Raw genomic sequence first — 25,265 nt, forward strand, 5'->3', positions numbered from 1 at the left:
GAACGAAATGGTTTCTCACCCCTCGCCGGCCAGCCGGAACGTGCCCTCCATCATCTGCACGCTGGCGCCGCCGACATGGATGGAGGCGACCGCGCCGTCTTGCTTGCGGACGCGCGTCAGCAACAGGCTCGGCCGCCCCATGTCGACACCCTGGCCGATCCGCAATTTCAGTTCGCCATCTTTCAACGGATCGATGTCCGCGAGCAGCGCCGCGCAAGCGGCGGTGGCACTGCCGGTGGCGGGATCTTCGGAAAGCCCGCTGGCGCCGGGATGAAACATCCGCGCCTGCAACTCGCAGGGTTTTTCGCCTGCCGGCACGTCGCGCGTATAGAAATAGACCGCATCGCTGCCGTCGCACGGGAAGGTTTTTGCGAATCCCTCCGCATTCGGCCTCGCCCGGCGCAGCGCCTCGCGTGAGGTGAGTTCGACGGCGAGGAACGCCAGCCCGACCGAGACGATCTGCGGCGGATGCCGATCAACCTTCACGTCGCTCGCCGACAGCGACAGGCAGGAAGCCGCCTGTTCGGCGCCAAGATGCGACATCCGCTTCAGCGGCTGCGGCGCCGTGAATTCGGTGCTGACGACCCTGCCCTGTTCGGTCGCAATTTCGACCGGGACGAGGCCCGCGCCCTCCTCGAACAGCAGTCGCACCGGTGGTTTAGCAGCCTGCGTCGCCAGCACGTAGGCGGTGCCGACATTGGGATGGCCGGCAAACGGAAGCTCGCGGTTCACGGTGAAGATACGAACCTGTGCGTCATTGGCGCGGTCGGCCGGCGGCAGCACGAAGGTCGTCTCGGAATAATTGAACTCGGTGGCGATCGCCTGCATCTGCGCCGTGGACAACCCGCCGGCATCGAGCACCACGGCGAGCGGATTGCCGCCGAAGGCCCGATCGGTGAACACGTCGACGGTGATGTAACGCCGTTGCATTGCCATTCTCCTATCCCAACTGCCACACGGTCATCGGCCGCTCATAGCCTCTGACCGGAACCTCACCTAGCGCGACCGCATCGCGACATTCCTCTCCGAGCGCGTCGTGAACCGCTTCGGAGATCAGGAACTGCGAATTGAAATCCTTATTGAGCGCCTCGAGCCGGCTGGCGAAATTCACGGTGTCACCGATCACGGTGTATTCCTTGCGCCGCGGCGAGCCGATATTGCCGGCGACGACCTCGCCGACGTGAATGCCGATGCCGATGCGCAGCGGCCAGCTGGACGCCTGGTTGGCGCGCTCGTTCGCCTCGAGCATTTCGCGCGCAGCGGCCACCGCGCGGTGCGCGGCGTTACCTGCGTCGAACGGGGCGCCGAACAGCGCCAGGAAGCCGTCGCCCAGAAACTTGTTCACGATCCCGCCGTGGCGGTCGAGGATGTCGACCAGCACGGCGAATGCACCATCGAGGCGGTCCACCACTTCCTGCGGGGTGCGGGTGCTGGCGCCCGCGGTAAAACTGCGAAAATCGACGAACATGACGGCGACACGCCGGATTTCGCTGCCGGTCGCCGCCCCCTCGGCCATCAGACGCTCGACCACCTGCGGCGAGACGTGCTGGCCGAACAGGTTGGTGATGCGGTCACGCGCGGTCGCGGCGAGAATGCTGGCTTCGAACTGCCGGCGCAATTGAACGCCGACCGCGCCCGCCAGCATCCCGCAAATCAGGATGATGACGCTGCGCACCGAGTGATAATACAGGTCCGGCGGCGGATCGGCGCTGCCGGCGCGACGATAGAGCATTGCCATGGCGAGCAGCTGGGCCGCGGCAACGAATCCGGTGAAGGTCGAGAGCCAGAAATCCAGCCGCAGCGTCGACAGAATGACGAAGATGAAATAGGTCAGCGGCACCGCGAAGCCGAGCGCGTCCACCGGACCCATGCTGTCGATATGCATCGCCAAAGCGAGCGTCGGCATCGAGGTTTCGACCAGCACACCGACATAGCGCCGGTAAACCGGCAGGTCCTGGTCCTTGCCGAGGTGCCGGGTGATGACGGAGTGGACCCAGAGTTCGAACAGAACGAACGGGACCAGGACGATGTAGAGCTCGCTCGGATCGAAGCGGCCGTGCCAGAGCTTCTGGATCGCATTGGGATCGAGCACATGGACGATGAGGATCAGTGACCCGATCAGGACGGTGGTCCCGATCAGCGCCTTGATCCGGATCAGCTCGGTCCGCAGGATTTGCTGCGTCAGCGCGTGCTGAAAGTCAGCGGATAACACCACAGGCTTCTCACTTCTATTGCCCCATAGCCCCAGCATCCGACCATTCCCCACCCTGTCATTCCGGGGCGATGCGCAGCATCGAACCCGGAATCCTTGGATTCCGGGTTCGCCTCTTCGAGGCGCCCCGGAATGACGTCGCGTATCATATTCTGCATCAATCGAGCGTGCGACGGAAGCGGGTCACGGCGATCGTCATCGCCAAAAGCATCAGTGCAATGAGAGCAATGGTGTCGTACTGCAAATTCTGGATGGTCGCGCCCTTCAGCATGATGGCGCGGACGATGCGAACGAAATGCGTCAGCGGCAGGCACTCGCCGATATATTGCGCCCATCTCGGCATGCCGGCGAACGGAAACATGAAGCCGGACAACAGAATGCTGGGCAGGAAGAACATCATCGACAGCTGCATCGCCTGCAACTGGTTCTGCACGATGGTCGAGAAGGTGTAGCCGATCGCAAGATTGGTGGTGATGAACAGCGTCGTCAGCAGCGCCAGCGTGGCCAGGCTGCCGAGAATGGGCACGCCAAACAACAACACGCCGATGCCGATGATCAGCGTTGCCTGAACGAAGCCGACGATCACGTAAGGTATGATCTTGCCGAACATCACCTCGACCGGCTTGATCGGCATCGACAACAGGCTTTCCATGGTGCCGCGCTCGATCTCACGGGTCACCGATAGCGCCGTGAAGATCAGCATGGTCATGGTCAGGATGGTGCCGACCAGGCCCGGCACGATGTTGAGCCGCGAGGACGCCGCCGGATTGTAGCGCGAATGGGCGCGGATCTCGAACGGCGTCGATGGCGGATCGCCCGCCTGCAGATCGTGCGCCAATGCGGTCTGCACGATGCCGTTGAGCGTGCCCAGGGCCGAGCCCGCCGCCACCGGATCGGTCGCATCGGCGGCGACCAGCAGCGCCGGATGATCGCCGCGCCGCACCGCGCGCTCAAAACCGCGCGGGATTTCGACGCCGAACAGCACCTTGCCGGATTGCAGGAGATCGTCGAACTCGGCGACGCTGTGGACTTCATGGGTAAAGCGGAAATAGGCAGTATTCTCCATCGCCTTCAGAATCGAACGCGCCAGGTCGCTGTCTTCCTGCAGCAACACCGCGGTCGGCAAATGGCGCGGCGTGGTGTTGATCGCAAAGCCGAACAGCACGAGTTGCATCACCGGCAGCATCACGATCATCGCGAACGAGACCCGGTCGCGGCGGAGCTGGATGAATTCCTTCACCAGCATCGCATAGCTGCGCCAGCAGAAGCCGAATGACGGCTCCCGGACATTGCGGCGCCCGCTGCTTGTGTCGGTCGTACTCATTGGAAATTGTCCTTTGAGCGGCTCATCAGATCGATGAACACGTCTTCCAGCGACGGATCTCCATGCTGCCAGTTCCACCCCCTGTTATCCCTGTAGGGCGCGACGCTGGATTCGAGCGCGGCCTTGTCGCGGCCGGAGACGTGCAGGCTGGTGCCGAACGGCGCCACCATGTCGACGCCGGGCTTGCCGGACAGTTCAGCGGCAAGACCATTGAGATCGTCGCCCGTGACCGTCCAGGTCGACAACGCCGATTGCGCGATCACCTCATCGACCGTGCCATGCGCCAGCAGATTGCCGTAGGCGATATAGGCGATCTCGTGACAGCGCTCCGCCTCGTCCATGTAATGGGTGGAAACCAGCACGGTCAGGCCGTCGGCTGCGAGCGCATGGATCTCGTTCCAGAAATCGCGTCGCGCCTTGGGGTCGACGCCGGCGGTCGGCTCGTCCAGCAGCAGCAATTGCGGGTTGGGCAGCGTGCAGGCGCCGAGCGCCAGCCGCTGCTTCCAGCCGCCGGAAAGCTCGCCCGCGAGTTGTTCCTCGCGGCCGTTGAGGCCGATGCGCTGGATCATGTCGCGCGCCGCTTGCCGCGCGTTGGGCAGGCCGTAGAGCCGCGCCACGAACTCCAGGTTTTCGCGCACCGAGAGGTCCTGGTACAGGCTGAAGCGCTGCGTCATGTAGCCGACCTGGCGCTTGATCTTGTCTGCCTCGCGGCGGATGTCGTAGCCGAGGCAGGTGCCCTCGCCGGAATCCGGCGTCAGCAGGCCGCAGAGCATGCGGATGGTGGTGGTCTTGCCGGAGCCGTTGGGACCGAGGAAGCCGTAGATCGAGCCGCGCTTGACCTGCATCGAGAGGTTTTGCACGACCGCCCGGCCGCCAAACGATTTCGACAGACCCTCGACATTGATCGCAATATCAGGCGCGGTTGACGGTGCTGTGTTCATCGCTTGTCCGCCACCGGTATCGGCGCATTGACGAACACGCTGATCGGCTGGCCGACGCGCAGACTGGCCGGCTTGTTCGGTCGCGCCTGGATCAAATAGACGAGCTTGCTGCGCTCATCGAGGCTGTAGATAACCGGCGGGGTATATTCCGCCGTCGTCGCGATGAAGTAGATTTTTGCGGTAAGATCGCCCGCGCAATTGTCGCAGGTCACCTTGACCTCGTCGCCGATCGCAAGCTTCGGCAATTGCGTCTCCGGCACGAAGAAGCGCAGCTTCATGTTGCCGGGCGGCATGATCGACAACACCGGCCGCTGCGCCGGCACCATCTCGCCTTCGCGGAAATAGATCTGCTGAATGGTGCCGGCGACCGGCGCGAAACCGTTGCGCCGGGCCAGCCGCGTCTGCGAAGTGTTGACGCGCGCCTCCGCCACCCGCAGCGCCGAGACCGCGGAGTCGAGATTGGCCTGGGTGCCCGAACCGGTCTTGGACAAAGACGCCGCACGGTCATAGGTCTGCTGGGCATTGGCCAGCGTCGCATTGTGCTGGTTGAGATCGGCCTTCTGCAGTTCGTCATCGACCGAATAGATCTGCATGCCGGGCTTCACTTCGTCGCCCTCCCGCACGCTGAGCTTGGTCACGCGCCCGGATTCGTCGGGGCTGACGAAGATCATGTCGGCTTCGACCCAGCCCTGAAAGCCGGGATCCTTGCGCTCCTTGCAGCCGGTCAGCACGGCGGCGAGCGCGAGCGCGGCAAAAATGACCGTCGCTTTCGAAAAGGGCTTCCGCGACGAAGTCATGTCGTCCTCCGTTCGCCAAAAATCAGATCGAGATGAACGCGAAACATCTCGTTCGCATCGAGTGGCGCATGTTTGCTGAACAGGCTTTGCCAGATGATCGCGACGATGGCCGGCGCCACGAGGATCTGCGGAAAGCGCGCCAGATTCTTCTGCTGGATTTCGCCGCTGATAACGCCGAGTTCGATCAGCGCGCGCATGCCGGCGATCCCTTTCGAGACCACTTCGCGGTAGTAGAAATCGGCGATATCGGGAAATCGCGGCCCTTCGGCAACGATCAGGCGCACGATGTCGCCACGCCGCGTCGTCACCACGTCATGGATGAAGGCCCGGGCAAAGTTCTCCACCATGTCGCGGATCGAGACGCCAGCCGGCGGCGGCCCCGCCGCGGCAAGACGGTTGACCAGCGGAACGATCGCGGTCCGGATCAATTCCTCGAACAGCGCTTCCTTGTCCTTGAAGTGCAGATAGATCGTGCCCTTGGCGACGCCTGCCCGCTTGGCGACGTCGTCGAGCCTTGTGGCCGCAAAGCCGCGCGCGATGAATTCATCCATCGCTGCCTCGATAATGGCCCCGCGCCGCTCGGCGGCGCGTTCGGCCCGGTTTGAGGCGGGCTTTGCGGGCTCAACCTTCGCCGAGACCACTTTCGGGCTCTTGGCGGCGGCAGCCCTGCTCACAACACGGCTTTTGGCCGGTTTGGACGGACGTCGGGTGCTGTGGTGTGTTTTGCTCATGATCCATATATGACTGACCGGTCAGTCATTGTCAATATCGGACTGAAATTGCCGTTTTCACGTCCCCGTGAGGATTTGGTCGTGCAGCCGTCATTGCGAGCGCAGCGAAGCAATCCATCTCGCCACGCACTCGCGCGCCCCGAACACGGGCTCGCCTTCCGCGGCGCGACACGCCCCGAGTCCTTGAACAGATTGCCCTCGATTAGAACGCAGAGATGCCGGATGCGGGCTGCATCCGCGGTCTAACGTGCAATCGAACAAAGAAGCGCACGCGAGCATGCATATTCACCGGCGACACTCCGGTATTCGCTGCGCTGCGCCAATCTGTCCCGCCTTTCACACGTGGCGGAAGCCGGACGATGCGATACCCTCCCCGCCAATTCAGGGAGGAATCATGTTAACGAAATTCAATCGCCGTCACTTCATCGCTGCCGGTACCGCCGCTGCCGCGTCGCCATTCCTGTTGCGCGGAGCCTCGGCGCAAGGCGCGTGGCCGTCGCGGCAAATCCGGATGGTCTGCAGCTACCCGGCGGGTGGGCAGACCGACCTGTTGGCGCGCGGCTTCGGCGATTACATCTCCAGACAGGTGGGAAAGACCGTCGTCGTCGAAAACAAGGCGGGCGCCTCCGGTTCGATTGGTGCTCAGGAAGTCGCACGCGCTGAGCCGGATGGCCACACCATCCTGTGCTCGATCTCGACGACTTTTGTGATGAACCGGGTCATGATGAAGAACCCCGGCTATGACATGGACAAGGACCTGGCACTCGTCAGCATCATCCCGGGCGCCGGGCTGCTGCTGGTCGCAAGCACGAAATCAGGCATCAAGACATTCGACGACTTCGTCGCTTTCGCGCGCAAGAGCGGCAAGATGAACTTCGGCACCTACAGCGCCGGCTCCTCCCCGCACATCACCATCAATGAACTCAACAAGCAGTATGGTCTCAACATCGAGCCGATCCACTACCGGGGTGAAGCGCCGATGTGGACGGGCATCGCGGACGGCACCCTCGACGTCGCAATGGGCAGCTACACGGCCGCGCAATCCGTCCTGCAAAGCAACGCCGGCGTCGTATTCGCGGTGCATTCCAAGAAGGTCGACGCGATTCCTAACGTGAAAACCCTGCCTGAACTCGGCGCGTCCTCGAAATTCTTCACCGTGAGCGGCTTTTCGGGCTGGGCGGTGCCGAAGGCGACGCCGCAGCCGATCGTCGACCGGTTGTCCGAACTCTGCGTGGCGGCCAACAACGATCCGAAGGTGAAGGAAATTCTGTCGACCTTCGTGCTCGAACCGGCAATCGGCTTCAAGGAAAGCAACGCCTTGTATCAGCGCGAATTGCCGGTCTGGATCGAAGCCGGACAGGCGCTCGGCTTGCCGCCGGCCTGATTTGGCCGCAGCCATCTTGCCGGAACCAGCGTGACGTCAGGCACAGATGGCCGGCCTTGATTGGCGTACCCTGGCGGCCTGAGGTGAATCTCACCGAAGGCCGCAGGGGTGAAACATGACCACATCGAACCGTGAAGTTCGTGAACTTGGTATCGACGATCTCGATCACGTCGCAGGCGGAATGCTCTCGCTGGGCGTGATCCGCGCGTATTTCTGCGCCCAGGCCTCCAGCGTTTTTCTTGGTCCAGTGATTGGCACCTCGATCGGGTCGGGAATCGGCGCGGGCGCTGCGGGCGGCGGCGGCGATTCCGCCTGACGGCAAAGCGCCAGGCTCGACACGAGCTAGCTGTGAAACTTCAACCCATCGACGATCTTGTCGATCACCTTGCGCTCGGCGCGCATGGCGAGCCCCGCCAGATTGAGTTCGGCGCGGATCACCGCTTTCACCACCTCGCGATTGGCGGCGTCATGCGTGGTCTTGAACATGTCCTCGGTATAGACCGCAGGCGTCACGTCCCGCGCCAGCGCGCGTTCCAGCGCCCGCGACAGCGCGGCGCGATCGGCGCCGTAGATCAGGATCGGCTGACCGATCAGCGACAGATACTTCGTGCCGGAGCCGTCGCCATAGGGCTCGCCGATACATTCGGGAAACGAAGCGGCAATGCCACCGGCCAGAAACGAAGCCACGTTGAGCTTCTGCCACGGTTCAAGATCGGTCCGGATCACGACCGCGATTTTAGTGTCGAATTGCATGGGGTTTTTCCGCTGTCATTCCGGGGCGCCGCGCAGCGGCGAACCCGGAAGCTCGAGATTCCGGGTTCGCGTCTACGACGCGCCCCGGAATGACGCAAGAGGTCACCCCTTGGCGTCGCAGGCCCAGGCGCGGATCACGCATTCCTTGCCGCCGAATTCGTAGCACTTCTTGGTCGCGGCGTTGAGCGAGCTCGATATCTTCGGCTTCACCGCATAGCCATGGGCGCCGCAGGGCTTGGCCATGTCGATCGCGAACGCGGCGCAGGCGCGCTTCATGGTCACGGCGGTGCAGTCGCCCTTGCATTGCCTCAGGGCGGCGGCGCGCGCGGTCGCTTCGGCGGGATAGTCATAGGCCTGGCCATAGGCGCCGCATTTGCCGACCGCCAACGCGCCGGCCGCCCAGCTTTCGGTGACGAAGCGCGACGCGCCGATCACCAAAGTGAGCGCGAGAATGAACAGCGCGCGGCGTTGCGCGGCAGCGGTCGAAACGATCAAGATCCCCATCCCCCAAGACAGCGGGCGGAATCTAGCCCTGGGGAGTTGAGACTTGGTGAATGGAAGGTTGAAAAAGGGTGTTAACGAACCAATAACGCCCTTAGTTCGTAGGGTGGGCAAAGGCGCAATTGCGCCGTGCCCACCATCTCTCCGAAACCGTCGTCGTGAAGGTGGGCACGCTTCGCTTTGCCCACCCTACGAAGCCGCCTACCCCCGCCGTGCCGCTTCCAGCGCCTGTGGCGTGTCGATATCGAGAAACGCGCTTTCGCCCTCGACCGGGACTTCGGCCACGGCTTCGGCATGCTTGGCGATGAGGTGGCGGGCGCCGACGTCGCCATCCAGCGTCATCAATTCGCGGAAGAAGCGCCGCGACCACAGCACCGGATTGCCGCGCCGCCCGTCGCTGACCGGGACCGCGATCAGATGGCCGCGATCCGGTTCGAACGCCTCGATTAGCCGGTCGATCAATTTGGCATCGATCAGCGGCATGTCGCCGAGGCACACCAGCGCACCGTCGGCATTCGCGGGCACCGCCCCGATACCGGCCTTGACGGAGCTTGCGAGCCCGCCGGCGAAATCCGGGTTACGGACGAATTTCACTCTCAAGCCGGCCAATGCCTGCTCGACCAGGTCGGCCTGATGGCCGGTGACGACGATCACCTCCATCGCCTTCGAGGCCAGCGCGTGCTCGGTCACGGTCCGCACCAGCTTGTTGCCGTCGAGCTCGGCGAGCAGCTTGTTCGGACCGCCCATCCGGGTCGAACGGCCAGCCGCGAGCACGATGGCCGCGACGTTGCGGCTGGCTTCGATGTCGGCAACGGTGCGCGGCTGTGGCCTCGTCACTATTTCCATCAGCAGACCGCCGACGCCCATGCCGGTGAGTTCGGCGCGCGTCACCTTCAGGCCTGCGAGCAGGCGCATCAGCACCCAGTCAAAGCCGTTTTCGACCGGCGAACGCGCGCAGCCCGGTGCACCCAATACAGGCACGCCGCCAGCGCTGCCGATCAGCAGCAGATTGCCAGGATCGACCGGCATGCCGAAATGCTCGATCGCGCCGCCGATTTCAGTGATCGCAGCCGGGATCACGTCACGGCGGTCGGCAATTGCGGACGCGCCGAACACGATGACGAGCTCCGCGCCGAGGCCGAGCAATTCCTTGATCGAGGCGGCGAGCACGGTCTCGTCATGCGGCACGCGTCGCTCGGCGATGATGGTCGCACCCGCCGGCGCCAGGCGCTCGGCGGTGACGCGCAGGGTTTTCTCGATGACCTTCGGCGCCAGGCCCGGCAGCAGGGTCGAGACCACGCCGACGCGCTTGGTGGTATAGGGAGCAATCCGCAGGGCGCCCTTGCCCGCAACGGCAACGGCGGCGTCGCGCAGTTTCGCTTCGACGCCGAACGGAATGAGCTTGACGGTCGCGATCATCTCGCCCTCGACCACCGGCTTGAAGGCGGCAAGGGTCGCAAAGGTAATGGCTTCATCGACGCCGTTGATGCGGTCGACCGCGGCGCGATCGACCACCAGCACGCCGGCCTGCGCGGCGAACAGGTTGGAACGACCGGTAAAGGCGCGCTCGACATTGACGCCGTCGCCCGCCACCGCCTGCGCGATGCTGGCGGCGGCGACGTCTTCGGAGACATCGCCGTCTTCCAGGCGCACCACGACGATTTCCTTGACGCCGGCCTTGGTCAGCGCCTCGACCTCACCGGGACCAATGGACGTGCCCTTCTTGAGCACCAAGGCACCCTGGCGCAGCGTATGCACGGTGACGCCGCCAATCGCGTCGGCCGGACTGGCGGGGCCGAACTTCATGCCGCCTGCTCTTTCGCAGTTTCCTTCGGCAGCCGCAGCTCCGCCGTGATCTCGGCCATGATCGAGACCGCGATCTCCGACGGCGACACCGCGCCGATGTTGAGGCCGATCGGCGCATGGATGCGCGCGATGTCGGCGTCCGATGCGCCCTGCGCCTTCAGCCGCTCGGCACGCTTGGCGTGGGTTTTTCGCGAACCGAGCGCGCCGATATAGAAGCAGTCGCGCGCAAAGGCATGCAGCAGCGCCGGATCGTCGATCTTGGGATCATGCGTGACCGCAACGAACGCGGTGTAATGATCGACATTGAGCGGCGGCAACGCCACGTCGGGCCATTCGGCGATCAGCGGCACATCCGGAAAACGCTCGGGGCTCGCGAACGCGGTGCGCGGATCGACCACCGTGACGTCGTAATCCAGCGAGCGCGCCAGCGGCGCGAGCGCCTGGCTGATATGGACAGCGCCGACGATCACGAGCCGCGCGGTCGGCGCATAGACATTGAGGAACAGTTTCTTGCCGCCGGCCTCGATCATGCCGCTCTTGCCCATGCGCAACTGCTTTGAAAGCTCAGCCCGCAGGGGATCGGTCGCGATGTCCTTTGCCTTGACGAGGCGCTGGTCGCCATTGGCGGTATCGGTGATCACGACCACCGGCCGCCGCGCGGCGCGCTCGATGTTCACTTCAGAGAGTGTTTGCAGTTTCACGACTGGCCCACCTTCTCGACGAAGACGCGGATGGTGCCGCCGCAGCTTAGGCCAACATTCCAGGCGGTCTCGTCCGCCACGCCGAATTCGAGCATTTTGGGCTGGCCGCTTGCGATCACGTCGAGCGCTTCGGTGACGACAGCGCCCTCGACACAGCCGCCGGACACCGAGCCCAGGAAGGTGCCGTTGTCATTGATGACGAGGCTGGAGCCGGCCGGGCGCGGCGCCGAGCCCCAGGTTTCGACCACGGTCGCCAGCGCAACCCCATGGCCGGCCTTCTGCCAGGCCTCGGCGGCCTGCAGGATGTCTTCGTCGCGATTGAGCATAGCGGGCCTCTTTTCAAGCTGCCGATCGGATCACGCTGCGATGATGGGGCGGAGGCGGCGACGAAAGCGCCGCAATCAGCCCTTCCATTGAACTCAAATTATGCACCGGACGGAATTCGTCAACGTGCGGCAGCATCATTTTGATGCCCTGCGCCTTGGCCTCGAAGCCGCCATAGCGCAATAGCGGGTTGAGCCAGATCAGACGGCGGCAAGACCTATGCAGCCGGTCCATCTCGAACGCCAGTTTGTCGTCGGCCTCGCGCTCCAGCCCGTCTGAGATCAGCAGCACGATGGCGCCCTGCCCGAGCACGCGCCGGCCCCACAATTTGTTGAACGAGTGCAGCGAGGTAGCAATCCGGGTGCCGCCGGCCCAGTCCTCGACCGAGGACGAGCAGCGCGCCAGCGCTTCGTCGGGATCGCGCGCCCGTAAGGAACGCGTCACGTTGGTGAGGCGGGTGCCGAACAGGAACACCGAGACGCGCTTGCGGGCGTCGGTGATGGCATGGAGGAAATGCAGGAACAGGCGGGTGTATTCGCTCATCGACCCGGAGATATCGAGCAGCGCCACGATCGGCGCTGGCTTATCGATCCGCCCCAGCTTTCGGATGTCGATGATCTCGCCGCCGGTGCGCAAGGACCCGCGCAGCGTCCGGCGCATATCGAGCTTGAGCCCGCGCGCGTCCGGCTGGTAACGGCGGGTGCGCAGCTCGGCTTGCGGCAATCGCATGTCCGCAATCGCGCGCGTCACTTCGGCGATCTCGGCCGCGCTCATCTGCGCAAAATCTTTCTTCTGCAGGATCTCCTTGTCGGAGACGGAGAGCCGCAGTTCCTGCTCCTGGGCCTGCGGGGCTTCCTCGCGCATCGAGGGTTGCGCCAAAGCCTCCTGCACACGCCGCGAGGCCGGCGGCGGTTTTTTCTTGGCGTGGTCCGGCAGCGGCACCGAATCCAGCATCGACTTCCACTCTTCGGCGGCGCGGAAGAACAGGTCGAAAGCCTGCTTGAAAATCAGCGCATGTTCGTGACGCTTGACGAAGATCGCTTCCAGCGTGGCGTAGACGTCGGCGCGGTTGCCGATCTCGATCACCTGCAGCGCGTTGAGCGCATCGATGACCGCGCCCGGCCCGACCGGAATCCCGGCGGCACGCAACGCGCGGGCAAAGCCGACGACGTTGTCGGCCATCTGGCCCGTCGGGGGATTGAGGTGGTCAATCGACATCGTGCACTTACTCTCTCAAGCGGGCGGTGCGCCCCCTCTCCCGCTTGCGGGGGAGGGTTGGGGTGGGGGCTGCCTCAACAAGCACACTGTTCAACTTGCATTCGCTGTTTCCGCCAATGCCAAACTTCGTCGCCTGAGCATTCGGAGAGAGCCCCCACCCCAACCCTCCCCCGCAAGCGCGGGAGAGGGAGCGCACAGCCCTCGCCTAGTCGCTCGTCGCTTCCTTCAAAACCTTCTGCAGCGTGTCGCCCTGCATCCGCGCTATGTCGTCCTGGTATTTCAGGAGCGCGCCCAGCGTGTCGCCGACGACTTGCGGCGTCAGCGAGCGGGCGTCGAGTTCGGTCAGCGCGGTGGCCCAGTCGATGGTCTCGGCAACGCCCGGCGACTTGTAGAAATCCTGATCGCGCAACGCCTGCACGAAGCGCACCACCTGCTGCGACAGTTTTGCGGAGATATCCGGCACGCGCGATTTGACGATCGCAAGCTCGCGCTCGGCATTGGGATAATCCACCCAGTGATAGAGGCAGCGGCGCTTCAGCGCGTCGTGGATTTCGCGGGTGCGGTTCGAGGTGATGATGACGATCGGCGCTTGCGGCGCCTTCACGGTGCCGAATTCGGGGATGGTGACCTGGAAGTCCGAGAGGATTTCCAGAAGATACGCCTCGAACGCCTCGTCGGCGCGGTCGAGTTCGTCGATCAGCAGCACCGGCGCGCCGGCCACATCGGGCTCCAGCGCCTGCAGCAGCGGGCGCTTGATCAGGAAACGCTCGGCGAAAATATCGCTGGAAAGCTGGTCGCGGTCAGTGTCGCCGCCGGCTTCCGCCAGCCGGATCGCGATCATCTGCGCGGCGCTGTTCCATTCGTAGACCGCGGAGGCAACGTCGAGGCCTTCGTAGCACTGCAGACGGATCAGTTTCCGGCCCAGGGCGGCCGACAGCACTTTTGCGATTTCGGTCTTGCCGACACCGGCCTCGCCTTCGAGGAACAGCGGTCGTCCCATCCGCAGCGACAGATAGGTCACCGTCGCCAGCGATCGCTCGGCGAGATAGCCGCGCGAGGTCAGCAATTCCTGCATCGCATCGACGGATTTCGGTAGCGCCGATGCACTCATGACAAAGCCAATCTTGCTGAGCCGGGAAACGGCAAACTTACTTCGCCGTCGCGGCTTCGACGGCGCGGCGCGTCAGCACGCCGATCAGATGCGCGCGATATTCGGCGCTGCCGTGCAGGTCGCTGTTCAGCCCTTCGGCCGGAACGGAAACGCCGTCGAGCACCTTGTGCGAGAAGCGCTTCTTCAACGCCTCTTCGAACGGTTCGGCGCGGAACACGCCGTCCGAGCCGGCGCCGGTGACGGCGACGCGGACATCCGACGGACGCTTGGCGACGAACACGCCGACCAGCGCGTAGCGCGAGGCCTGGTTGCGGAATTTGATATAGGCCGCCTTCTTCGGCACCGGGAACATCACCTTGGTGATGATCTCGTCGCTTTCGAGCGCCGTCGTGAACAGGCCCTGGAAGAATTCTTCGGCCTTCAGCCGGCGCTTGTTGGTGACGATGGTGGCGCCGAGCGCCAGCACCGCGGCGGGATAATCCGCAGTCGGATCGTTGTTGGCGAGCGAGCCGCCGATGGTGCCTTTGTGGCGCACCGCAGGATCGCCGATCATGCCGGCGAGTTCGGCCAGCGCCGGAATGGCTTCGCCGACGACGGCCGAGGTCGCGACCGCGGCGTGCTTGGCGGTGGCGCCGATCACCAGAGAACGGCCCTTCATCTCGATGCCGTCGAGGCCTTCGATATGGGAGAGATCGACCAGATGCGGCGGGCTCGCGAGCCGCTGCTTCATGACCGGCACCAGCGTGTGGCCGCCGGCGATCACCTTGGCGTCCTCGTTCTTCACCAGGAGATTGGCGGCCTGACGCACGGTCGCGGGGCGATGATATTTGAATTCGTACATGAGAACTTCCTGATCGCGGTCGCGATGAATTCGATGATGCGAGGCGGACTTAAGCCAGGTCGGATTTAAGCAAGGTCGGATTTGGCCATCGCCTTGGCGCCGGCGGCGATCGAGGTCACGATGTTCTGATAGCCGGTGCAGCGGCACAGATTGCCTTCGAGCTCTTCGCGAATGACGTGGTCCGAGAGGTCGTTGCCCTTGCGGTGCACCAAGTCGACCGCGGTCATGATCATGCCGGGGGTGCAGAAGCCGCATTGCAGGCCGTGGTGCTCACGGAAGGCTTCCTGCATCGGATGCAGCGGCGCGCCGTCGGCGGCCAGGCCCTCGATCGTGCGGACTTCGTGGCCGTCGGCCATGACAGCCAGCGTGGTACAGGATTTGACCGCCTTGCCGTCAAGATGGACGACGCAGGCGCCGCACTGCGAGGTATCGCAGCCGACATGGGTGCCCGTCAGCCGCAGGTTTTCGCGGAGAAACTGGACCAGGAGGGTACGGGAGTCGACATTGGCGTTTACGGGATTGCCGTTCACGATCAGGGAAATCTTGGCCATCAGCACTCTCTTGAGCTGCACTGCCGCATATCGGCTGCGCAGGCGTTTAAAATCGTTCCAAGGCCATAATATGGGCCATCCCGGCAATGAGCAACCTTGGCAGTCACTCACTTCCGGCATGGCCAGATACCGCTTAGCGGGACTCTTGACGGGGTATTCGGGCTGGACTTGAGGCGGGAATCTTGGGCGGAGCCAAGAGGCAGCCAAGCTTCAACCCGGGATCAACCCTGCACCGCCTTGGCGAAATTGGCGAAGAACTCGTCGGCCAGTTTCTTGGCAGAGCCGTTGATCAGGCGCTGTCCGAGCTGGGCCAGCTTGCCGCCGATCTGGGCCTCGACATTATAGCTGAGCAAGGTGCCGCCATCCTTTTCGGCCAGCGCCACCGTGGCACCGCCCTTGGCGAAACCGGCAACGCCGCCCTCACCTTCGCCCGAGATCTTGTAGCCGTTGGGCGGGTCGAGATCGCTCAGCGTGACCTTGCCCTTGAAGCGGGCGGAGACCGGGCCGACCTTCATTTTGGCGGTGGCGCGGAAGCCATTGTCCTCGGTCTTCTCGAGCTCCTCGCAGCCGGGGATGCAGACCTTCAGCACCTCCGGATCGTTCAATTTGGCCCACACGGCCTCGCGCGGCGCCGCAAGCTGGACTTCGCCGGTCATCGTCATAGCCATGGGTGGTGCCTCCGGTAACGCTTCAAAACTGTTCTCCCAAGTAATGCACACGCGCGCATAAGGAAAGGCCGCCCTGGGACGACGAGCGATGCATATTCGCAAAGCCCAACAGGGATCGCCGCAATGCCGCAAATTTTGGCTCCCGGTGTTGTGACCGGGATACCGCCAGAAAATCAGGAGCACCCGGCATTACTCAACGGGGTTGGTATTACCAACCGGGTTGGCAGAGCCAACGGGGGATGGTTAGGTCCGGCACAGATGAGTACGTCCCTGTCCCCATTGCTTGCCCCGATGCTGTCGAGCGCCGCGATGCGCGCGGTGTGCGACGATGCCGCATGCCTCCAGAATATGCTGGATTTCGAGGCCGCGCTGGCCCGCGCCGAAGCCGCGACAGGCGTCATTCCCGGCAGCGCGGCGGGCCCGATCACCAGCGCCTGCACAGCCGAATCATTCGACCTCGCCGCACTGGCCGAGGCCGCGACACGCTCCGGCAATCTCGCGATCCCGCTGGTCAAGGCGCTGACGGCGAACGTGGCGAAGCTGGACGCCGACGCCGCGCGCTACGTGCATTGGGGCGCGACCAGCCAGGACGTGATCGATACCGGCGCGATGCTCGGCCTGCGCGCCGGCATCGATGCGCTGCTCGCTGACACCGCCCGCGCCATCGCGGGCTTTGCCAAACTGGCGCGCCAGCACCGCAACACCGCCGTGGTCGGCCGGACCTGGCTGCAGCATGCGCTGCCGATGCCGTTCGGCCTCAAGCTTGCCGAATATGCCGCGGCCCTGCACCGCTCGCAGGCTCGGCTGCGGCGATTGCGCAGCGAGACGCTGGCGCTGCAGTTCGGCGGCGCCGCCGGCACCCTCGCCGCGCTCGGCGACCAGGGATTGCTGGTCGCAGAACAACTGGCGCAGGAGCTGAAACTGCCGCTGCCCGAGGCGCCCTGGCACACCCACCGCGACCGCATCGCGGAGGCCGCATCCGTGCTCGCCATTCTCGCCGGCAGCTGCGGCAAGATCGCCCGCGATGTTTCCTTGATGATGCAGACCGACGTCGGCGAAGCCTTTGAGCCATCGGGCGAAGGCCGCGGCGGCTCCTCCACCATGCCGCACAAGCGCAACCCGGTGGCGGCCGCGACCGCGCTCGCCGCCGCCACCATGGCGCCCAATCTGGCGGCGACGATTTTTGCCGCCCAGGTGCAGGACCACGAACGCAGCGCCGGCCCCTGGCACGCGGAGTGGCCGACCCTGCCGACCTTGCTGCTGGTCACTTCGGGAGCGCTTGCGGCCATCGTCGACATCGCCGAAGGACTGGAAGTCGATGCCATCAGGATGCGCGCCAATCTCGACGCTACCGACGGACTGATCATGGCGGAAGCGGTGACGTTCGCGCTGGCTGAAAAAATCGGCAAGAGCGACGCGCATCATCTGATCGAGGCGGCCAGCAAGAAAGCGGTCGCCGGCAAGAAACATCTGCGCGACGTGCTGACGTCGGATGCAAAAGTCACCGCGCAGCTCAGCGCCGAGACAATCGCAAAACTGTTCGAGCCGATGGCCTATCAGGGCGCCTCGCAAGCCCTGATCGACCGCCTGCTCGCTTCACTGGAAACCTAAGAGACCGGAGACATTCCATGCCGATGATCGACGCCGACGGGTGCCTGCTCAACGTATCCGTCGAAGGCCGCGACGGCGGGCCGACGCTGATGCTGTCGAACTCGCTGGGCTCGACCATGCAGATGTGGGAGCCGCAGATGAAGGCGCTCACGGAGGTGTTTCGCGTCATCCGCTACGACCGCCGCGGCCACGGCAAGTCCAGCGTGCCGCCGGGCCCCTATTCGATGGAACGGTTCGGCCGCGACGTGCTCGCGATCCTCGACGATCTCAATATCGCCAAGACGCACTGGTGCGGGCTGTCGATGGGCGGCATGGTCGGGCAATGGCTGGGCGCCAATGCGCCTGATAGATTCGGCAAACTCATCCTCGCCAATACCGCTTGCCACTATCCCGACCCGACCAACTGGCACAACCGCATCAAGGCGGTGAAGGAAGGCGGCATCGCCGCCGTCGCGGACACCGTGATCGGCGGCTGGCTGACGGCGGATTTTCGCGAGCGCGAGCCGCAGATCACCGCCAACATGAAGGCGATGATGCTGTCGACCCCGGTCGAGGGCTACCTCGCCTGCTGCGAGGCGCTGTCGACGCTGGATAACCGCGAGATGCTGCCGAAGATAAAAAGCCCGACCCTGGTGATTGCCGGACGCCACGACATGTCGACGCCGGTTGCAGCCGGTGAATTCATCCGCAGCCAGATTCCCGGCGCCAGCATGACGATTTTGGACGCCGCGCATATTTCCAATGTCGAGCAACCGCACGCCTTCACCGACGCGGTGGTCGGCTTCCTGACGCAACGCTAACTCTAACAGCCGTCATTGCGAGCCAACGGGTCGCGCGAATGCGCGCCCGATGATAAACTCAGCGAAGCAATCCATACTTCCTTCGTTGTACGATGGATTGCTTCGCTTCGCTCGCAATGACGAAAGGAGAAAACCCATGGACGACGACAAGCGCCGCGACAACGGCATGACCCAACGCCGAAAAGTGCTCGGCAATGAATGGGTCGACAAATCGATCGCGGGCCGCAACGCGTTCAACACCGATTTCCAGGACCTGATCACCCGCTATGCCTGGGGCGATATCTGGACCCGGCCACATTTCGATCATCGCACCCGCCGCGTGCTCGTGATCGGCACGATGGTCGCGCTCGGCCAATGGGATGAATTCCGCCTGCACGTGCGCGCGGCCCTCGCCGAGGGCGGCTTCACGCCCGATGATATCAAGGAAATCATCCTGCAGCAGGCGATCTATTGCGGCGTGCCCGCGGCCAACCACGCCGTCAAGGAAGCCGCAGGGATCGTCGCCGAACTAGGTCTGCTGAAGGGATAGCTCGCCCGAGCCGGCGCTGGCATCCGCCGGCCTCTGCGCCGGCGCCTCGACCAGCATCACGATCACGGTGCCGAGCATCATCAACAGTTCGGCCGCATGCATCCGAAGGGCAGCGGTCTCACCGGCCTGCGACGCCATCAGCACGCCCGCAAAGCTGATGACGCTGCCTATCGCCAGCGCCATGCCGAGCGCTTCGTTGCAGCCGCCACTCTTGCGGATCGCGGCGCGGGTCACGAATACCAGAAAGACCGCAAAGAACGCCACGACCGTCATCCGCCCGAGCGCCAATAGCCAGGCGAAACGGACGGTCGCCGTGCCCGCCAGTTGCAGATGATCGCTGACGAACAAAGCGAACGAAATGTTGGGCCGGTCGTAGAGGCCATGGACCGGCGAAACCATGATCTTGAACGCGATCAGGGTCCAGGCCGGAATGAAATACGCCGCCAGCAGCGCGCCGCTGAGTGAACTGATCCGCCAGTGTTTGGCCATGCCGCTTCCCGTTGGTTCCGCCGCTCTTCGAGGCGGCGGGCTGACGGCGACGTAACTCCCTTAAACGGCGAGCGGCAATTTAAACCCTTTGTTTACCTTAATTGGCCGGCGGCCGGCCTCCCCGCATACAGGAAAAGCCCCGCCTTTCGGCGGGGCCTTGCTTAACTCTCGCTTACGTTCGAACCAGCGGTCCTGAGAACTAGCGGTCCTGATCAGGCATCTCGCCGGGTCGCTCGCCCTGACGGCGGCTCGGATCCTGCTGCTGCTGACCGGGCTTTTGACCGCCGCCCTGCTGCTGCTGGCCGGGCTTCTGACCCGGGTTCTGGTTCTGCTGGCCCGGCTTTTGGGTCGGCTTGCTCATTGGGGATCTCCCTTGTTGAACACAGTTGGGGGCAACGGAAAGTCCGGGCTTTGGTTGCGAGGGAACACCGGTTCCGACGCGATGATTGCGCGGCAAAGCCGTGTTGGCATTGTGACCCACGGAACTCCCCGGGAACCGGCAGCTCAAAACTAGCTCTGTACAAGCCCTCCGGGCCGTAGCCAGCGCTGTTGCCGCCCCCGGTTCCAAACTGTAAGAAAACGACACGATGCGTCGATCAAGGCTGCCGGGGGCCTCGGCGCGTTGACCTCTAGATACGGCAGCGCATGGATTATTTCGCCCAGCAACTGATCAACGGCCTCGTGCTCGGCTCGATCTACGGCCTGATCGCCATCGGCTACACTATGGTCTATGGCATTGTCGGCATGATCAATTTCGCCCATGGCGATATTTTCATGATCGGCGGCTTCATTGCCCTGATCACGTTCCTGATCCTGGTTTCGTTCGGCCTGACCGCGATCCCCCTGATCCTGCTGGTCGTGCTGTTGGTATCGATGGCGATCACCGCGCTGTATGGCTGGACCGTGGAGCGCATCGCCTACCGGCCGCTGCGGCATTCGTTCCGCCTCGCCCCGATGCTGTCGGCCATCGGTATGTCATTCGTGCTGACCAATTATTCCCAGGTCGCCCAGGGTGCGCGCGTCAAGCCGGTGCCGCCGATCATCACCGGCGGCTACACGCTGCATGAGGGCTCCGGCGGCTTCGTGGTGCAATTGTCCAACATCCAGATCATCGTGGTGATCACGACCGTCGTGTTGCTCGCGCTGTTCACCTGGCTGGTATCGAGCACGCGGCTCGGCCGCGACATGCGCGCCTGCGAGCAGGACCAGACCATGGCCTCGCTGCTCGGCGTCGATGTCGACCGCACCATCTCGATGACCTTCGTGATCGGCGCGGCGCTCGCTGCTGTCGCCGGCATGATGTACCTGCTCTATTACGGCCTCGTCGATTTCTTCATGGGCTTCGTCGCCGGCATCAAGGCGTTCACCGCCGCCGTGCTCGGCGGCATCGGCTCGCTGCCCGGCGCGATGCTGGGCGGACTTCTGATCGGGCTGATCGAGACGCTGTGGTCGGCCTACTTCTCGGTCGAGTACAAGGACGTCGCGGCGTTTTCGATCCTGATCGTCGTGCTGATCTTCCTTCCGACCGGCCTGCTCGGCCGGCCTGAAGTCGAAAAAGTCTGACGGGCGCCCGCGTGAACGCGCCCCCCGCCGCCATGCAAACCTCGCGCGCTCCCGGCGTCGCCTTCATCTTCAAGAAAGCCCTGATCAGCGCGCTGGTCGCGCTGGTGCTGTTCTCGCTGATGATCGGCGTGCGTACCGAAGCAGGATCCGACGGGCAACTGACCTACTGGACCCGCTTCGGCGACCTCGCCATGATGGTCGCAACCGTGTTCGGCGGCAGCATCGTCGTCGAGTTGCTGCGGCAATGGTGGGGACCGGTCGGCACCGTGCGCGTCGTGCCGCCGCAGGTAACATCGGCGCTTTCGTTCGCGGGTCGTCTCGTCGCGCCGGTGCTCTTGATCTTCACCTTCCTGGTGCCGGTGATCTTCTACAACGAACGCTACATTCTCGACCTCGGTATCCTCGTGCTGACTTACGTCATGCTCGGATGGGGATTGAACGTGGTGGTCGGCCTCGCCGGCCTGCTCGACCTCGGCTATGTCGCGTTCTATGCGGTGGGCGCCTATTCCTACGCGCTGCTGGCGACCAATTTCGGACTGTCGTTCTGGATCTGCCTGCCGCTGGCCGGCATCCTCGCCGCGTTCTGGGGCGTGCTGCTCGGTTTTCCCGTGCTGCGACTGCGCGGCGACTATCTCGCCATCGTCACCCTCGCCTTCGGCGAGATCATCCGCCTCGTCCTGCTCAACTGGCAAAGCCTGACCGGCGGTCCGAACGGCGTCACCGGCATTCCCCGGCCGACCATGTTCGGCATTCCGCTCTCGCCAGGCGACGACGGGCTTGCCGCCAAACTCGGCATCGAATTCTCGCCGACCCACCGCATCGTGTTTCTGTTCTACTTGATCCTGGCGCTCGCGCTGCTCACCAACTGGGTCACGATCCGGCTGCGCCGGCTACCGATCGGCCGCGCCTGGGAAGCCTTGCGCGAGGACGAAGTCGCCTGCCGCGCGCTCGGCATCAACACGACAACGACAAAACTGACGGCGTTTGCGACCGGTGCGATGTTCGGCGGTCTCGCCGGCGCGTTCTTCGCGACCAGACAAGGCTTCATCAGCCCGGAATCCTTCACCTTCCATGAATCGGCGCTGGTGCTGGCGATCGTGGTGCTGGGCGGCATGGGCTCGCAGCTTGGCGTGGCGCTGGCGGCGCTTGCCATGATCGGCGGCTTCGAACTGTTCCGCGGGCTCGACCAATACCGCATGCTGGTGTTCGGCATGGCGATGGTGCTGTTGATGATCTGGCGCCCGCGCGGCCTGATCGGTCACCGTGCGCCGACCGTGTTCCTGGAACGCAACCAGGCGATCTCGTCCGACCTCGTCAAGGAGGGGCACGGATGAGCGCCGATCAGATTCTTGACCACATCCTTTCCGTCGATCACCTGTCGATGCGCTTCGGCGGCATCGTCGCCGTCAACGACCTCTCCTTCGGCGCCGAACGGCGCAAGATCACCGCCCTGATCGGACCGAACGGCGCCGGCAAGACCACCGTCTTCAACTGCATCACCGGATTCTACAAGCCGACCAGCGGCAGCATGCGGCTGGCGCATGATGACGGCCACAACATCCAGCTCGAACGGCTGAACGATTTCCGGATTTCCAAGCAGGCGAAAGTCGCGCGCACCTTCCAGAACATCCGTCTCTTCCCCGGCATGACGGCGCTGGAGAATTTGATGGTGGCGCAGCACAATGCGCTGATGCGCGCCTCCGGCCTTACCCTGCTCGGACTGATCGGCGCGCCGTCCTGGCGCGTCGCGGAGAAAGCGGCGATCGATCTGGCGCGAACGTGGCTGGAGCGCATTGATCTTTTGGACCGCGCCGACGATGCCGCCGGCAACCTGCCCTATGGCGATCAGCGCCGCCTCGAAATCGCGCGCGCCATGTGCACTGAACCGGCGCTACTCTGCCTCGACGAGCCGGCCGCCGGCCTCAACGCGCGGGAGAGTGCAAGCCTGAGCGAGCTGCTGCTCTCGATCCGCGCGAATCAGGGCACCTCGATCCTCCTGATCGAGCACGACATGTCGGTGGTGATGGAAATCTCCGACCACGTCGTCGTGATGGACTACGGCGTCAAGATCGCCGAGGGCACGCCGCAACATGTCCGCGACGACCCCAGGGTGATCGCCGCCTATCTCGGCGCCGACGAGGAGGAAGCCATCGCGGTGATGGAGAGCGGAACGTGACCGCATCATCCCCAACAACGCCGCTGCTGGCGATCCGCGGCTTGCGCGCGGCCTATGGCAAGATCGAGGCGCTGAAAGGCGTCGATCTCGAGGTCGGCGCGGGCGAGATCGTCGCCCTGATCGGCGCCAACGGCGCCGGCAAATCGACTTTGATGATGACGGTGTTCGGCAGGCCCCGCGCCCGCGCCGGCCGGATCGAATATGACGGCCAGGATATCACCGGCGTGCCGACGCACGAGATCGCGCGGCTGCGCATCGCCCAATCCCCGGAAGGCCGCCGGATTTTCCCGCGCATGAGCGTGGCGGAAAACCTGCAGATGGGCGCCGACGCGACCGACTCCAGCGACGCCGACCGCGCCAGCGGCCTGGAGCGCATTTTTACGCTGTTCCCGCGGCTCAAGGAACGCATGACCCAGCGCGGCGGAACCTTGTCGGGCGGCGAGCAGCAGATGCTGGCGATCGGCCGCGCCCTGATGAGCCGGCCACGCCTGCTGATGCTCGATGAGCCGTCGCTCGGCCTTGCCCCCCTGATCGCGCGGCAGATTTTCGACGCCATCCGGACCCTGAACCGGCAGGACGGCCTGACCGTGCTGATCGTCGAACAAAACGCCAATCACGCGTTGAAACTCGCCCATCGCGGCTATGTCATGGTCAACGGCCTGATCACGCTCTCCGGCACCGGCAGTGAATTGTTACAGCGCCCGGAAATCCGCGCCGCCTATCTGGAAGGCGGCCGGCGGGGCTAGCGTTGCCCAAGCCGGCGGCGAAAACCGCCCGCTGCGGCAAGATGCTGCGAACGGACGGTGGATTTGCCCGAAATTTGCCGATGACTTCGCGGTAAAATCAGCCGACAATGGCCGCGGTTTTCGCGCCCGGCCCGCCGGGTGCATCCCGAAAATCGAACAACCCGCGAGGATAACTCATGAAATCATTGAAACTCATCGGCCTGGCATTGGGCGCAACATTGGCGCTTTCGACCACCGCGCTGGCGCAGGACATCAATATCGCAGTGGCGGGCCCGATGACGGGCGGCGAATCCGCGTTCGGCCGGCAGATGAAAAACGGTGCCGAACAGGCGGTGGCCGACATCAACGCCGCCGGCGGTGTGCTCGGCAAGAAGCTGGCGCTGCAGGTCGGCGACGATGCCTGCGATCCCAAGCAGGCGCGCTCGGTGGCGGAAAAGTTCGCCAGCGCGAAGATCCCGTTCGTCGCCGGTCACTTCTGCTCGTCCTCGTCGATCCCGGCGTCGGAAGCCTATGCCGACGGCAACGTGCTGCAGATTACGCCGGCCTCGACCAACCCGCTGTTCACCGAGCGCAAGCTCTGGAACGTGGCGCGCGTCTGCGGCCGCGACGATCAGCAGGGCCTGATTGCCGCCGATTACATCGTCAAGAACTACAAGGGCAAGAACGTCGCCATCCTCAACGACAAGACCACCTACGGCAAAGGCCTCGCCGACGAAACCAAGAAGGCGCTCAACAAGGCCGGCGTCACCGAGAAGATGTTCGAATCCTACAACAAGGGCGACAAGGATTTTAACGCGATCGTGTCGCGGCTGAAGCGCGACAATATCGATCTGGTCTTTGTCGGCGGTTACCATCAGGAATCCGGCCTGATCCTGCGCCAGATGCGCGACCAGGGCCTGAAGACGGTGTTGATGGCGGGCGACGCCTTGAACGACAAGGAGTTCGCCTCGATCGCAGGTCCCGCCGCCGAAGGCACGCTGTTCACCTTCGGCCCCGACCCGCGCAACAAGCCGACCGCCAAGGAGATCGTCGCGAAGTTCAAGGCCAAGAACATCGATCCCGAAGGCTACACCCTCTACACCTACGCCGCGATGCAGGTCTGGACGAAGGCGGTGGCGAAGGTCGGCTCGACCGATCCGAAGAAGGTGATGGAAGCCATCAAGGCCGGCGAGTGGGATACCGTGCTCGGCAAGATGGGATTCGATGCCAAGGGCGACATCAAGGCGATCGACTATGTCGTCTACAAGTGGGATGCCAAGGGTAACTACACCGAGATCAATCCGAAGGGTTCTTAAGACCCCTCACCGCTTTTGTTAGCAACGAACGCCCCGGCTTGCCGGGGCGTTTTTTGTTTGCGGCGCGTTCATCAAGGAAAGCCGAGCCTGCAAAGGTTAACGGCCTTTCACGCTATGGAACTTTTTTGCCGGGGTGGTGGAACCAAAGGCATCCGAGCGGTTTTAAACAGTTCGGGCTGGGTTCCATGTCATT

At 64.0% G+C, this 25,265-nt stretch carries 28 protein-coding genes; 10 read left to right on the top strand and 18 right to left on the bottom strand.

Annotated elements, in window-relative coordinates; translation table 11 throughout:
- Positions 1–15: 15 nt before the first annotated feature.
- The 6 genes from JQ600_RS13655 to JQ600_RS13680 all read right to left on the bottom strand — a co-directional run bounded on the left by JQ600_RS13655 (position 16) and on the right by JQ600_RS13680 (position 6,005).
- Positions 16–930 carry a PhzF family phenazine biosynthesis protein gene (locus JQ600_RS13655; RefSeq protein ID WP_212386963.1) on the bottom strand — a complete coding sequence of 305 codons (915 nt, stop codon included), beginning with the start codon at positions 928–930 and terminating at the stop codon, positions 16–18.
- Positions 931–940: 10 nt separating this feature from the next.
- Positions 941–2,251 (bottom strand): adenylate/guanylate cyclase domain-containing protein, encoded by a 1,311-nt coding sequence (locus JQ600_RS13660; protein WP_212386966.1) that lies wholly within the window; start codon positions 2,249–2,251, stop codon positions 941–943.
- A gap of 118 nt (positions 2,252–2,369) precedes the next feature.
- Positions 2,370–3,536 carry an ABC transporter permease gene (locus tag JQ600_RS13665; RefSeq protein WP_212386970.1) on the bottom strand — a complete coding sequence of 389 codons (1,167 nt, stop codon included), beginning with the start codon at positions 3,534–3,536 and terminating at the stop codon, positions 2,370–2,372.
- Entirely contained in the window at positions 3,533–4,477 is a 945-nt protein-coding gene (locus JQ600_RS13670; protein ID WP_212386972.1) for an ABC transporter ATP-binding protein, read from the bottom strand. The genes JQ600_RS13665 and JQ600_RS13670 overlap by 4 nt, the downstream gene beginning before the upstream one ends.
- Complete coding sequence (locus JQ600_RS13675; protein WP_212386975.1) at positions 4,474–5,274, bottom strand: HlyD family secretion protein; 801 nt, start codon at positions 5,272–5,274, stop codon at positions 4,474–4,476. Before JQ600_RS13675 ends, JQ600_RS13670 begins: the two co-directional genes overlap by 4 nt.
- Complete coding sequence (locus tag JQ600_RS13680) at positions 5,271–6,005, bottom strand: TetR/AcrR family transcriptional regulator (protein WP_212386978.1); 735 nt, start codon at positions 6,003–6,005, stop codon at positions 5,271–5,273. Before JQ600_RS13680 ends, JQ600_RS13675 begins: the two co-directional genes overlap by 4 nt.
- A gap of 394 nt (positions 6,006–6,399) precedes the next feature.
- Here JQ600_RS13680 and JQ600_RS13685 point away from each other — a divergent pair, with 394 nt between their 5' ends.
- Positions 6,400–7,389, top strand: a complete 990-nt coding sequence (locus JQ600_RS13685) for a tripartite tricarboxylate transporter substrate binding protein (protein WP_212386980.1) — start codon at positions 6,400–6,402, stop codon at positions 7,387–7,389.
- 115 nt (positions 7,390–7,504) lie between these two features.
- Entirely contained in the window at positions 7,505–7,705 is a 201-nt protein-coding gene (locus JQ600_RS13690) for a hypothetical protein (RefSeq protein ID WP_212386982.1), read from the top strand.
- Positions 7,706–7,731: 26 nt separating this feature from the next.
- Here JQ600_RS13690 and JQ600_RS13695 read toward each other — a convergent pair whose 3' ends face one another.
- The 10 genes from JQ600_RS13695 to JQ600_RS13740 all read right to left on the bottom strand — a co-directional run bounded on the left by JQ600_RS13695 (position 7,732) and on the right by JQ600_RS13740 (position 15,863).
- On the bottom strand, positions 7,732–8,142 hold the full coding sequence (locus tag JQ600_RS13695) for a DUF2000 family protein (RefSeq protein WP_212386984.1): 411 nt from the start codon (positions 8,140–8,142) through the stop codon (positions 7,732–7,734).
- Between the two features lie 102 nt (positions 8,143–8,244).
- Entirely contained in the window at positions 8,245–8,634 is a 390-nt protein-coding gene (locus tag JQ600_RS13700) for a DUF4189 domain-containing protein (RefSeq protein ID WP_409410657.1), read from the bottom strand.
- Positions 8,635–8,844: 210 nt separating this feature from the next.
- Complete coding sequence (locus JQ600_RS13705; RefSeq protein ID WP_212386996.1) at positions 8,845–10,449, bottom strand: NTP transferase domain-containing protein; 1,605 nt, start codon at positions 10,447–10,449, stop codon at positions 8,845–8,847.
- Entirely contained in the window at positions 10,446–11,150 is a 705-nt protein-coding gene (locus JQ600_RS13710; RefSeq protein ID WP_212386998.1) for an XdhC family protein, read from the bottom strand. The genes JQ600_RS13705 and JQ600_RS13710 overlap by 4 nt, the downstream gene beginning before the upstream one ends.
- Positions 11,147–11,476 carry an XdhC family protein gene (locus tag JQ600_RS13715; protein ID WP_212387000.1) on the bottom strand — a complete coding sequence of 110 codons (330 nt, stop codon included), beginning with the start codon at positions 11,474–11,476 and terminating at the stop codon, positions 11,147–11,149. The genes JQ600_RS13710 and JQ600_RS13715 overlap by 4 nt, the downstream gene beginning before the upstream one ends.
- 13 nt (positions 11,477–11,489) lie before the next feature.
- Positions 11,490–12,692, bottom strand: coding sequence for a VWA domain-containing protein (locus JQ600_RS13720; RefSeq protein WP_212265926.1), 1,203 nt, complete (start codon positions 12,690–12,692; stop codon positions 11,490–11,492).
- 205 nt (positions 12,693–12,897) lie between these two features.
- The gene (locus tag JQ600_RS13725) at positions 12,898–13,803 is read right to left on the bottom strand and encodes a MoxR family ATPase (protein WP_192734113.1); all 906 of its coding nucleotides are present in this window, start codon (positions 13,801–13,803) and stop codon (positions 12,898–12,900) included.
- A gap of 37 nt (positions 13,804–13,840) precedes the next feature.
- Positions 13,841–14,644, bottom strand: coding sequence for a xanthine dehydrogenase family protein subunit M (locus tag JQ600_RS13730; protein ID WP_211996304.1), 804 nt, complete (start codon positions 14,642–14,644; stop codon positions 13,841–13,843).
- Between the two features lie 65 nt (positions 14,645–14,709).
- Positions 14,710–15,195 carry a (2Fe-2S)-binding protein gene (locus JQ600_RS13735; protein WP_212036960.1) on the bottom strand — a complete coding sequence of 162 codons (486 nt, stop codon included), beginning with the start codon at positions 15,193–15,195 and terminating at the stop codon, positions 14,710–14,712.
- A gap of 221 nt (positions 15,196–15,416) precedes the next feature.
- Positions 15,417–15,863: a carbon monoxide dehydrogenase subunit G gene (locus JQ600_RS13740; protein ID WP_192734116.1), complete on the bottom strand. Its 447-nt coding sequence runs from the start codon at positions 15,861–15,863 to the stop codon at positions 15,417–15,419.
- 258 nt (positions 15,864–16,121) lie between these two features.
- On the opposite strand from JQ600_RS13740, the gene JQ600_RS13745 reads away from it, so the two are divergent.
- The 3 genes from JQ600_RS13745 to JQ600_RS13755 all read left to right on the top strand — a co-directional run bounded on the left by JQ600_RS13745 (position 16,122) and on the right by JQ600_RS13755 (position 18,803).
- The gene (locus tag JQ600_RS13745; RefSeq protein WP_212265929.1) at positions 16,122–17,474 is read left to right on the top strand and encodes a 3-carboxy-cis,cis-muconate cycloisomerase; all 1,353 of its coding nucleotides are present in this window, start codon (positions 16,122–16,124) and stop codon (positions 17,472–17,474) included.
- A gap of 17 nt (positions 17,475–17,491) precedes the next feature.
- Positions 17,492–18,274 carry a 3-oxoadipate enol-lactonase gene (gene pcaD, locus JQ600_RS13750; RefSeq protein ID WP_212265930.1) on the top strand — a complete coding sequence of 261 codons (783 nt, stop codon included), beginning with the start codon at positions 17,492–17,494 and terminating at the stop codon, positions 18,272–18,274.
- A 136-nt stretch (positions 18,275–18,410) separates the two neighbouring features.
- Positions 18,411–18,803: a carboxymuconolactone decarboxylase family protein gene (locus JQ600_RS13755; protein WP_212387002.1), complete on the top strand. Its 393-nt coding sequence runs from the start codon at positions 18,411–18,413 to the stop codon at positions 18,801–18,803.
- Here JQ600_RS13755 and JQ600_RS13760 read toward each other — a convergent pair.
- Entirely contained in the window at positions 18,783–19,292 is a 510-nt protein-coding gene (locus JQ600_RS13760) for a hypothetical protein (RefSeq protein ID WP_212387004.1), read from the bottom strand. The genes JQ600_RS13755 and JQ600_RS13760 overlap by 21 nt on opposite strands.
- A 199-nt stretch (positions 19,293–19,491) precedes the next feature.
- Entirely contained in the window at positions 19,492–19,653 is a 162-nt protein-coding gene (locus JQ600_RS13765) for a hypothetical protein (protein WP_192734121.1), read from the bottom strand.
- A 284-nt stretch (positions 19,654–19,937) separates the two neighbouring features.
- Here JQ600_RS13765 and JQ600_RS13770 point away from each other — a divergent pair, with 284 nt between their 5' ends.
- The 5 genes from JQ600_RS13770 to JQ600_RS13790 all read left to right on the top strand — a co-directional run bounded on the left by JQ600_RS13770 (position 19,938) and on the right by JQ600_RS13790 (position 25,072).
- Positions 19,938–20,855 (top strand): ABC transporter permease subunit, encoded by a 918-nt coding sequence (locus tag JQ600_RS13770; protein ID WP_212265933.1) that lies wholly within the window; start codon positions 19,938–19,940, stop codon positions 20,853–20,855.
- Between the two features lie 32 nt (positions 20,856–20,887).
- On the top strand, positions 20,888–22,189 hold the full coding sequence (gene livM / locus JQ600_RS13775) for a high-affinity branched-chain amino acid ABC transporter permease LivM (protein WP_212265966.1): 1,302 nt from the start codon (positions 20,888–20,890) through the stop codon (positions 22,187–22,189).
- A complete protein-coding gene (locus JQ600_RS13780) occupies positions 22,186–23,031 on the top strand; it encodes an ABC transporter ATP-binding protein (protein WP_212265934.1) in 846 nt (281 codons plus the stop codon). The genes livM and JQ600_RS13780 overlap by 4 nt, the downstream gene beginning before the upstream one ends.
- A complete protein-coding gene (locus JQ600_RS13785) occupies positions 23,028–23,777 on the top strand; it encodes an ABC transporter ATP-binding protein (protein WP_212265935.1) in 750 nt (249 codons plus the stop codon). Before JQ600_RS13780 ends, JQ600_RS13785 begins: the two co-directional genes overlap by 4 nt.
- A gap of 176 nt (positions 23,778–23,953) precedes the next feature.
- Complete coding sequence (locus JQ600_RS13790) at positions 23,954–25,072, top strand: branched-chain amino acid ABC transporter substrate-binding protein (protein WP_212265936.1); 1,119 nt, start codon at positions 23,954–23,956, stop codon at positions 25,070–25,072.
- The last annotated feature ends 193 nt before the right edge of the window (positions 25,073–25,265 follow it).

It is taken from the genome of Bradyrhizobium sp. AUGA SZCCT0176, from assembly GCF_018130145.1.
Lineage (GTDB): Bacteria > Pseudomonadota > Alphaproteobacteria > Rhizobiales > Xanthobacteraceae > Bradyrhizobium.